This window comes from Stutzerimonas stutzeri SDM-LAC, assembly GCF_000235745.1.
Taxonomy (GTDB): Bacteria; Pseudomonadota; Gammaproteobacteria; order Pseudomonadales; family Pseudomonadaceae; genus Stutzerimonas; species Stutzerimonas stutzeri_H.
Map to the genome: position 1 here is coordinate 1 of NZ_AGSX01000097.1, position 10,557 is coordinate 10,557.

8 protein-coding genes are annotated in these 10,557 nt (G+C 61.5%); 7 read left to right on the forward strand and 1 reads right to left on the reverse strand.

Annotation, left to right across the window (positions count from 1 at the left end; genetic code table 11):
• On the reverse strand, window positions 1-460 hold a 460-nt coding region (locus PSTU_RS0110435; protein ID WP_029404717.1), incomplete at its 3' end, for a DUF72 domain-containing protein.
• 173 nt (window positions 461-633) lie between these two features.
• Between PSTU_RS0110435 and PSTU_RS0110440 the strand changes: the two genes are divergently transcribed.
• From PSTU_RS0110440 to glpD, 7 genes are all read left to right on the forward strand, one after another.
• On the forward strand, window positions 634-3,072 hold the full coding sequence (locus PSTU_RS0110440) for a helicase-related protein (RefSeq protein WP_019340973.1): 2,439 nt from the start codon (window positions 634-636) through the stop codon (window positions 3,070-3,072).
• 218 nt (window positions 3,073-3,290) lie between these two features.
• Window positions 3,291-4,322 carry an ion channel gene (locus PSTU_RS0110445; RefSeq protein ID WP_019340974.1) on the forward strand — a complete coding sequence of 344 codons (1,032 nt, stop codon included), beginning with the start codon at window positions 3,291-3,293 and terminating at the stop codon, window positions 4,320-4,322.
• Between the two features lie 217 nt (window positions 4,323-4,539).
• Window positions 4,540-4,965, forward strand: a complete 426-nt coding sequence (locus PSTU_RS0110450; protein ID WP_019340975.1) for a DUF1810 domain-containing protein — start codon at window positions 4,540-4,542, stop codon at window positions 4,963-4,965.
• A gap of 431 nt (window positions 4,966-5,396) precedes the next feature.
• Window positions 5,397-6,281 carry an MIP/aquaporin family protein gene (locus tag PSTU_RS0110455; RefSeq protein ID WP_019340976.1) on the forward strand — a complete coding sequence of 295 codons (885 nt, stop codon included), beginning with the start codon at window positions 5,397-5,399 and terminating at the stop codon, window positions 6,279-6,281.
• A gap of 12 nt (window positions 6,282-6,293) precedes the next feature.
• A complete protein-coding gene (gene glpK, locus PSTU_RS0110460) occupies window positions 6,294-7,805 on the forward strand; it encodes a glycerol kinase GlpK (protein WP_019340977.1) in 1,512 nt (503 codons plus the stop codon).
• A gap of 144 nt (window positions 7,806-7,949) precedes the next feature.
• Window positions 7,950-8,708, forward strand: coding sequence for a DeoR/GlpR family transcriptional regulator (locus PSTU_RS0110465; protein WP_019340978.1), 759 nt, complete (start codon window positions 7,950-7,952; stop codon window positions 8,706-8,708).
• Between the two features lie 291 nt (window positions 8,709-8,999).
• A complete protein-coding gene (glpD, locus tag PSTU_RS0110470) occupies window positions 9,000-10,544 on the forward strand; it encodes a glycerol-3-phosphate dehydrogenase (protein WP_019340979.1) in 1,545 nt (514 codons plus the stop codon).
• Window positions 10,545-10,557: the final 13 nt, after the last annotated feature.

The following is a 10,557-nucleotide window of genomic DNA, read 5'->3' on the forward strand; positions in this document are numbered from 1 at the left end:
GCACCAGCGGCTCGGCCGCCAGCCAGCTCGGGTGCCGGGGTTCGATGGCGACCGCGCCCGTATAGCGCGTGCGCAACGCCTCGATGAAGCCAGCGGCGCTGGCCGGATCGTAGGCCAGCGACGGCGGCAACTGCACCAGCAGGCACCCGAGCTTGTCACCGAGATGGCCGCATTCGTGCAGAAAGCGATCAAGCAACCCTTCGCAGTCGATCAATCGACGCTCGTGGGTAATCTCTTTCGGCACCTTCACGCAAAAGCGAAACGCATCCGGCACGCTTTCCGCCCACCGGGCGTAGGTGGTGGGGCGATGCGGGCGGTAGAAGGATGTGTTTATTTCAACCGCGGGCAGGCGCGCCGCATAACGTTGCAGATGCGTCCCAACCGACGGAAACGCCGGCCACTGATCGCGTGGAAGACTCCACCCCGCCGTCCCCAGTAATACCAAACTGCCGCGCTTCATACCCGCCCCCATCGACCTTTCTGTACAGATGGACCCTGGCATCCGGGTATATGATCCTCGGCCTCGCGCCGCGCGCTCGCCTGCGCCCGACGCATGGCACCTCTGCGTGCCGCTCGTATTGCGCGGCCCGATTGTCCAAACTCACAGCACACCTGATCAGAGAGGCGTCGATCATGCGCAAGGCCGAAGCCAAGCACCGCCATTCCCACAAGCTCGAACGACTTCAGCGATTCCTCGACTGGACCACCGAGCGCTATCCCGACTTCGCGCCCAAGAAGAATCACCAGGAAAAATGGTTCAGCACCTACCTCGGCCATCAGCCGCCGGACATCGGCCGCGCGGCGCGCCTGTTCTGGCTCGGGCTCGATGAGGCAACCGTCGAGGCGAACCTCGAAAACGCCGACTCGACCCAATTGATTGGCCGGCTGCTGAACCGGGACGTGAACGACTTCAGTTGCACGGTGGATGTCTTCGGCATCGAAAAAACGCTGGATTGCGGCCCGGTGCAGAACCTGCTCGAGCCGGAATTCGCACTGCGCATCGATGACAGCCGCTCGCCCGATGAGTTTGAGCGCAACGTCTGCGCCGCGGTGCAGACGCTGGTCCGGGATCGCCTGCACGTGCTGGAAAAGCCGTTCGCAAGCTTAAGCGACGAACAGAAAGCGCAGTGCCTGGAGCGCCTGCCCGTGCGGCTTGCACGCCTCGACGACTTCGCCGCGCGCGCCGTCGATATCGTCAACGAGGTCAAGCACGAGCTGCGTTACGTGGTCGAACTGCGCCACGGCGAATTGGCGCTGGACATGCAGCGGCGCATCCCGGGCGGCCAGGGCCATGTGCTCAGCGATCAGGAAGTTGCCGCGCTCAAGGATGAAGACCGCCAGGCCATGAACGCCAAGTTCGAGATGATGATCGAGGAAGCGCAGGATTTCGACCTGCAGCTGCTCGGTGAGAAGCGTCTGACCGAAGTGTTCATGATGGAGCCCAAAAAGCTGCGCCGGACCATCCGCTTCGCCCGCGAGGACAATCGGGAGAAGATGGCCTTCGCCGTGCTGCTGGAAAACAACCCGCGCTTCGTCCATTACCACAAGCTCTACGCGGCCAGGCGCATCACCCGCACCTGGACCGCCCTGCTCGGCCCGACCAACAGCGGCAAGACCTACCAGGCGATCCAGGCCATGACCGGCGTGACCCACGCCATCTACCTCTCGCCGCTGCGGCTGATGGCGCTGGAGAACCAGGAGCGCATCGAGTCCCTGGGCGTGCCCTGCTCGCTGGTCACCGGCGAGGAAGAGATCATCCGCGAAGGCGCCACCCACTATTGCTGCACCGTCGAGGAATTCGCGCGCTTTCGGCACGAGTCCTGGGACGTGGTGGTGATCGACGAAGTGCAGATGATGGCCGACTCGCAACGCGGCTGGGCCTGGGTCGATGCGCTGGTCAGTGCCTACACCCAGGACCTGATCATGACCGGCCCGGAGCTGATCCAGCCGTCGCTGAAAACCCTGTGTGACCTCTGCGAAGACCAGCTGGTGATCAAGCGCACCAAACGACTGTCGCCGGTGGATGTGGCGCGCCGCGCAACCACGCTCAAGCAACTGGACGCCGGCTCGATGCTGGTCGCTTTCAGCCGCAAGACGGTACTGGAACTCAAGGCGATGCTGGAGATGACCGGCAAGAGCGTCTCGGTGGTTTACGGCGCGTTGTCGCCGGAAGTCCGCCGCGAGCAGGCACGCCGCTTCCGCGAGGGCGAGGCCGAGCTCATGGTCGCCACGGATGCGGTGGGCATGGGCCTCAACCTGCCGGCGCATACGCTGTGCTTCTACACCGACGAGAAGTACGACGGCATTCAGAATCGCCAGCTCAAGGTGCAGGAGGTCAAGCAGATCGGCGGCCGCGCCGGGCGCTTCGGCCATCACGACAGCGGCCTGATCACGGCGCTCGACGGCCAGACGCTGCAGTCGATCAAGCGCTTGTTCTACAGTGCGGACCTGCCGGTGGACCTGACGCAATTTCAAGTCCGCCCCTCTATCGAGCACCTGCAGGCGATTTCCGAGCTGATGAACGAGCCGAGCCTGCTGCGCGCCTGGCTGACCTTCAACCGCAACATCAATTACGGCGACGAATTCATATCGATCCTGCCCGACGAACTGGCCGAGTGGATCAAGCTGATCGACGACCCGACCATCGATCTGCCGTTGCGCTGGATCTTCGCCTGCACGCCGATTCGCGGCGGCCTCGACAGCCCGGCGAGCATCTTCGCCCAGCAATGGCTGAAGAAGGTGGCGCAGGACAAAGAGATTCCGCTGCCGCGCCTGATCATCGATGCGGACCTTGCCACCCTGGAGAGCTCGCTCCACGTCATCGAAACCTACCTTCATTTAGCCCGTACGCTGCCGGCGCACTTTCCAGCGTTGGAACAGGCCGAAGAACACCGCAGCCTGCTCAACGGGGCTATCACCCGCGAACTGTCGCGCCAGCGCAAACCGCGCAGTTCGGATCGCCGTCGCGTATCGAGCGACAACCGCAATTGCAAAGGCTGTGGCAAAGCCATGCCGATGGCTGCACGCAAATTCAGGCTATGTCAGAGCTGTTTCAGCGAAAAGCGAAAGTAGCCTGGCGGATAGGCGCAACCCATCGGCGGCGCTTGATCCCATGTTTCGCAGCAGCAGTCGATGCCGCTTACCGATTGCAGGCAGAACTGGCGAACGCCCGGCTTGGGACTGGCCAGCAGACCGGACGCCCCTTAGGATGCCGCAGGTTCATAGCGTGACAGGGCGTATTCAGCACCTCGTTACGACAGCGATCACCGCAAGCCATGGAGTCAGGACCGATGTCGATCATCCTTCAGTTGCGCAGGCAGCTGGCCGCGGTCACCAGTCGACTCGGCTGGGCCGCACTATTACTCGCACTCATGGTGCACGCCGGCGTGTCTTACCTCGGCCTGCGCCTGTTCGCCGAAGCGCCGCTCACCGAGCTCAAAACCTTCGTCTATTTCTATCTGACCACGGCGCTGACCGTCGGCTACGGTGACTTCTCGCCGCAGACCGCTGGCGGACGCATCTTTGTATCCACCTGGTTGATGATTGGCGGCATCGCGTTGCTGACCGCGGTCATCGGCAAAACCACCAATTCCATAATCGCAGTCTGGAGGAAAGGCATGAAAGGCAAAGGGACATTCGCCACCTGCACGGGCCATACCGTGGTGATCGGTTGGGAAGGCGAAATCAGCGAGCGCGTCGTCGAGTTGCTACACGAAGACGAAACCTCCAACGACCACCTGATCGTCATCTGCGACACCCAGCTCGAAGAGAATCCGATGCCAGGCAAGACCGAGTTCATCCATGGCGAGAGCCTGTCCTCCCTGGCGTTGCTGCAGCGCGCCGGAGTGAAAGGGGCCGAGCGGACGCTGGTGCGCACCGGCTCGGACGACCTGACGCTGGCCGTCGTATTGACCATCAACCAGCTCAACCCGGTCGGCCATGTGGTGGCACATTTCAGCAGCAGCGAGACCGCTCGCCTTGCCCGCAGCTACGCGCCAAAGCTGGAATGCACATCGAGCATGGCCATCGAGATGCTGGTGCGCTCATCGCAAGATCCGGGCTCCTCGGTAATCATCAACGAGCTGCTGAGCGTCGGCCAGGGCGCGACCCAGTATCGGCTGCTGCTGCCCGAGAGCTACGAAAGCACCGTCGGCGCGCTGTACAAGCAACTTAAAGACCGCCACAACGCGACACTCATCGGCTACCGCGGAAAGGACCAGAGCCAACCGACCATCAACCCGGCTAATGACACCCAGGTGCGCGGCGGCGAGCTGTTTTATATCGCCGATGCGCGCCTCGCGGGCTTGGGTGAAGCGAGCTAATACGGCGCTACAGCTATGCATTCATGGACGTTCACACCGGAGCGGGCTTTCTAGATGCACCGGAGCGGCGCCTGCCGCATAGAAGCTGCGGTCGCGGCGACGGCCAGATCCGACGCTTCACACTATCAAGCACACCGCGCGCAACCCTTGCATTCATGGAATCAACCCCGCCATCCCGGCTCTGATCAGGACAACCCTGAGCAGACCGGGAGGCACCATGAGCGACCCACACGACCTGCAGCGATTCGTCGACGCCCAGCAATCGATCTATGACCGCGCGCTGGCGGAACTGAAAGCCGGCCACAAGCAAAGCCATTGGATGTGGTTCATCTTTCCGCAGATAGCAGGCCTCGGCCACAGCGATATGGCACGTCGCTACGCCATCAAGGATGCGGAAGAAGCGACGGCCTATCTAGCGCACCCTCTGCTCGGGCCTCGCCTGGAGCAATGCGCGCAAGCACTGCTCGCCCACGCCGAGCGTCCGGCACGGCAGATTCTCGGTTCACCCGACGATATGAAGCTGCGTTCGAGCATGACGTTGTTCGCCGCCGTTGCGCCTGAGCGAACCGTATTCCAGGCGGTGCTCGATGCATTTTTTCCGGCCGGTGCCGACCCGGTGACGCGCTCGCGCCTGCATTGCTGACACGAGAACGGGTTTGGCCTGTCGATTAACGGCCGAGGCAAGCGGCTTCGCGGCATACCGTAAAAAACTGATCGTGGCGTCGCACAGATCGAGGAACCACTGATCAGTTAATCCCTCCAACCAGCGGATCGTAGCCCGCGCCCAGCTCGCTGCGATCCGTCTGCGTCTATGGTCGCGCTTTCGTCGGCCTGCAACTGCCGCTTCCTACTGCGTTAACAGCTGACAGACAGCCGCTCGGACCATGAGCCTGCGCGCCAGAATCCCGCCACTCATGACCGTCAGACGGCATCTTCGTCAGCTTTCCGTTGAAATGTTCGATTTTTTACTTTGACAGCCCGAGGGTTTGACTTTAAGTTTTCAATTCCGAACATTTCCGAACTCCAATAGTATTCGGACAAAAACAACAACAACCCAAAAAAGAGGTTCTGCGCATGAGCAACCCGTCCACCCCGACGCTTCGGGGCCAATGCATCGCCGAGTTTCTCGGCACCGCCCTGTTGATCTTCTTCGGTACCGGCTGCGTGGCCGCACTCAAGCTCGGCGGAGCTGATCTAGGCCTTTGGGAAATAAGCGTTATTTGGGGTATCGGCGTCAGCATGGGGGTTTACCTCGCCGCGGGTGTTTCGGGTGCTCACCTGAATCCTGCGGTATCCATTGCGTTGTGGCTGTTCGGCACATTCGAGCGTAACAAGGTGCCGGCTTATATCCTCGCCCAAACTGCGGGCGCCTTCTGCGCCGCCGCGTTGGTTTACGGTCTTTACAGCAGCCTGTTTTTCGATTTCGAACAGGCGCAACAAATGACTCGTGGCAGTATTGCCAGCCTCCAGCTCGCATCGGTGTTCTCAACCTACCCGCACCCGTCGCTTTCAATAGGCCAGGCATTTCTGGTGGAAGTGGTGATTACCGCTATCCTGCTGGGGATGATCATGGCGCTTACCGATGACGGTAACGGCCTGCCGCGCGGCCCGCTGGCGCCATTGCTGATCGGTTTGTTGATCGCCGTGATTGGCGGCGCGATGGGTCCGCTGACCGGCTTCGCCATGAACCCTGCGCGGGATTTCGGCCCGAAGCTGATGACCTATTTCGCCGGCTGGGGAGAAGTCACATTCACTGGCGGGCGCGACATTCCGTATTTCCTGGTCCCGCTGATCGCACCAGTGCTGGGCGCCTGCATTGGCGCGGCCGGCTACAAAGCCCTGATCTGCAAGCATCTACCGGGGCTGGGAGGCGCTTGCGACGTGTCGGCAAATGCGGAAGCGAAACCTGACAGCAGAGCCTTCACCAAACACGATGTCACTGCCCCAGAAGCTCGTTAAGGAATCGACACCATGAGCAATCAAAACAACAAGCAATTCATCGTCGCCCTCGACCAGGGCACCACCAGCTCCCGCGCCATCGTGCTGGACCGCAACGCCAACGTGGTAACCATCGCCCAGCGTGAATTTGCCCAGATCTATCCGCAGCCAAGCTGGGTCGAGCACGACCCCATGGAAATCTGGGCGACCCAGAGCGGCGTATTCGTCGAGGCGCTGGCGCAGGCCGGGATCACCAATGAACAGGTCGCGGCGATCGGCATCACCAACCAGCGCGAAACCACCATCATCTGGGACAAGATCACCGGCCGCCCGATCTACAACGCCATCGTCTGGCAGAGCCGCCAGAGCACGCCGATCTGCGATCAGCTCAAACGTGACGGCATGGAAGAGCACATCCGCGAGACCACCGGCCTGGTCATCGACCCTTATTTCTCCGGCACCAAGATCAAGTGGATCCTCGATCACGTCGAGGGCAGCCGCGAGCGCGCACGGCGCGGCGAACTGCTGTTCGGCACCGTCGATTGCTGGCTGATCTGGAAGATGACCCAGGGCAAGGCTCACGTCACCGATTACACCAACGCCTCGCGCACCATGCTGTTCGACATTCACACGCTGGACTGGGACCCGGTGATGTTGGAGGCGCTGGATATCCCGCGCGAAATGCTGCCCGAAGTGCGCTCCTCCTCGGAGATCTACGGGCACGCCTATCTCGGCTCTGGCCAGAGCACGGGCATTCCCATCGCCGGCATCGCCGGCGATCAGCAGGCCGCGCTGTTCGGCCAGATGTGCGTCGAGCCGGGCCAGGCCAAGAATACCTACGGCACCGGCTGCTTCCTGTTGATGAACACCGGAACCAAGGCGGTGCAGTCCCAGCATGGCCTGCTCACCACCATCGCCTGTGGGCCCAAGGGCGAGGTCAACTATGCGCTGGAAGGCGCCATCTTCAACGGCGGCTCCACCGTGCAATGGCTACGCGATGAGCTGAAGGTGATCAACGATTCGCTGGATTCGGAATACTTCGCCACCAAGGTGCAGGACAGCAATGGCGTCTATCTGGTGCCCGCCTTTACCGGTCTCGGCGCACCCTACTGGGACCCGCGTGCACGTGGCGCACTGTTCGGCCTGACCCGCGGCGTGAAGGTTGACCACATTATCCGCGCCGCACTCGAATCCATCGCCTACCAGACCCGCGACGTGCTCGATGCCATGCAACAGGACGCCGGCGAGCGGCTGCGCTCATTGCGCGTGGATGGCGGCGCGGTGGCGAACAACTTCCTCATGCAATTCCAGGCCGACTTGCTCGGGACCCACGTCGAGCGCCCGCAAATGAAGGAAACCACAGCCTTGGGCGCCGCCTATCTGGCAGGTTTGGCGACCGGCTTCTGGAGCAGCCTGGACGAGTTGCGCAGCAAAGCCACCATCGAACGCATCTTCGAGCCGGCCTGCGATAGCGACCAACGCGAAGCGCTCTACAAGGGTTGGAAGAAGGCGGTAAGTCGCACCCGGGATTGGGAGGAAGAATAAGCTCAACCGCAAACTGATATGCAGCACAGCGCCCGGCCCGGATTCGATTTCGCGCCGGGCGCGCTTATTCACAAACGAACAATTCTTTAATCAAAGCCCAGACTGCGGCATGCTTCCCGGCATATCGATAACAAGGAAGCCTCCATGAGTCTGGCCCCACGACAGCAGAGCATTCTCGAATTGGTGCGCGAACGCGGCTACGTCAGCATCGAGGAACTGGCGCAACAGTTCTCGGTGACGCCCCAGACCATCCGCCGCGACATCAATCAGCTTGGCGAAGCCGGTCTGCTGCGTCGCTACCACGGTGGCGTCGCCCACGATTCCAGCGTCCAGAACACCGCCTACACGCAACGCGCGCGCCAGATGCGTGACGAGAAGCGCCGCATCGCCGACGCCATGGCCGCACACATTCCCGATCAGGCCTCCCTGTTCATCAACATCGGCACCACCACTGAAGCCATCGCTCACGCCCTGCTCAACCACCGTGACCTCAAGGTCATCACCAACAACCTGCACGTGGCGAGCATTCTCAGCCCCAAGGAAGACTTTGACGTACTGATCGCCGGCGGCAACGTGCGAAGTGATGGGGGCGTGGTCGGTCAAGCCACTGCGGATTTCATCAGCCAGTTCAAGGTGGACTTCGCCCTGATCGGCATCAGCGGCATCGACGAGGACGGCACCCTGTTGGATTTCGATTACCAAGAAGTGCGCGTCTCCCAGGCCATCATCCACAATGCGCGAAAAATCTTCCTCGCCGCGGATTCGAGCAAGTTCGGTCGCAGCGCCATGACCCGGCTCGGCTCACTGGAGCAGATCGACATGCTGTTCACCGAGGCCCAACCACCGGAAGCCTTCCTCGATTTGCTCGAACGCCACCAGGTGAAGCTGGAAGTCACCGGCTGACGCATTCGAACGGCCGAACGAACACCTAAGTTTGGCCCCCGCACACATCTACAGCCCGCCGCCGCCAGTGCGACATGGACCGTAGACTGGCTTCACCCGAGCCCGCAAGCCGCAAGGCAAATCTCCGTCACGTTGCGTTACCCATCGACCTATCGTCCGAAGCCGGCCGGTACGGTTCAGCACCGATAGATAGCTCGTATCGTTTCGATTATTTTCTTTTGATATAAAAAACGAACATGGAATCTGGAGAGTGAACCTCTTCTGCGCTAGGATGTTCATATTCGAAAATGAATGTTCGTTCTTGAGGAGGATTCCGTGAGCGAGACCGTCTCCGAGCTGTACGACGTTGCCGTAATAGGCGGTGGGATCAATGGTGTGGGTATCGCTGCTGATGCAGCCGGACGCGGCCTGTCGGTGTTCCTCTGCGAGCGCGACGACCTGGCCAGCCATACCTCCTCGGCCAGCAGCAAGCTGATCCACGGCGGCCTGCGCTACCTTGAGCATTATGAGTTTCGCCTGGTTCGCGAGGCCCTCGCCGAACGCGAAGTGCTGCTGGCCAAAGCACCACACATCGTCAAGCCGATGCGTTTCGTCCTGCCGCATCGTCCACACTTGCGTCCCGCCTGGATGATCCGTGCCGGCCTGTTCCTTTATGACAACCTGGGCAAACGTGAAAAGCTTTCAGCGTCTCGGGGGTTGCGTTTTGGTAAGGAGAGCCCGCTCAAGCCGGAGATCAAGCGCGGTTTCGAATACTCCGACTGCTGGGTCGACGACGCGCGGCTGGTGGTGCTCAACGCTATGGCCGCTCGCGAGAAAGGTGCGCACATCCACACCCGGACCCAGTGCCTCAGCGCCAAGCGTGCCGCTGGCATCTGGCACGTCGAGTTGCAGCGGCAGGACGGCACACGGTTTTCCTTGCGTGCCAAAGCGCTGGTCAACGCGGCCGGACCCTGGGTGGCGCAGTTCATTGGGGATAACCTGCAGCAGCGTTCGCCCTACGGCATTCGCCTGATTCAGGGCAGCCACATCATCGTGCCGAAACTGTACGAAGGCGAGCAGGCATACATCATGCAGAACGAGGATCGGCGGATCGTCTTCGCCATCCCCTATCTCGATCGTTACACCATGATTGGGACCACCGACCGCGAGTACCGTGGTGACCCGGCCACGGTCAGCATCAGCGAAGACGAAATCGCCTACCTGCTGGGCGTTGCCAATACGCACTTTCGCCAGCAGCTCGAGGCGAAGGACATCCTGCATACCTTTGCTGGTGTACGGCCGCTGTGCGATGACGAGTCGGACAACCCCTCGGCGGTCACCCGTGACTACACGCTGTCGCTGTCGGCAGAAGAGAAACAGGCGCCACTGCTTTCGGTGTTCGGCGGCAAGCTGACCACCTACCGCAAACTGGCCGAATCGGCGATGGCTCAGCTCAAGGCCCACTTTCCCAGCATGGGCGAGAGCTGGACAGCGACTGCCCCGCTACCCGGCGGCGAAGGCATGACCACGGCCGAGGCGCTCGCTGAAGAGCTGATTGCTAAGGTAAAAGGCGTCGAGCAACCGCTGGCCAAACGCTGGGCGACGCTTTACGGCAATCGTGTTTGGCGCATGCTCGGCGATGCGCGCTCGCTCGATGCGCTGGGGGACAACCTCGGCCAGCACCTGTATACACAGGAAGTTGACTACTTGCGGCGTGAAGAATGGGTGACGCAGGCAGACGATATTCTCTGGCGCCGGAGCAAACTTGGCTTGGCGTTCACCCCGGATGAGCAGATACGTCTGCAGCACTATCTGCAGGCGCAAGTGAGCAGGACGACCGACGTAGACGCGGCCTGACGGCCGCGACGTT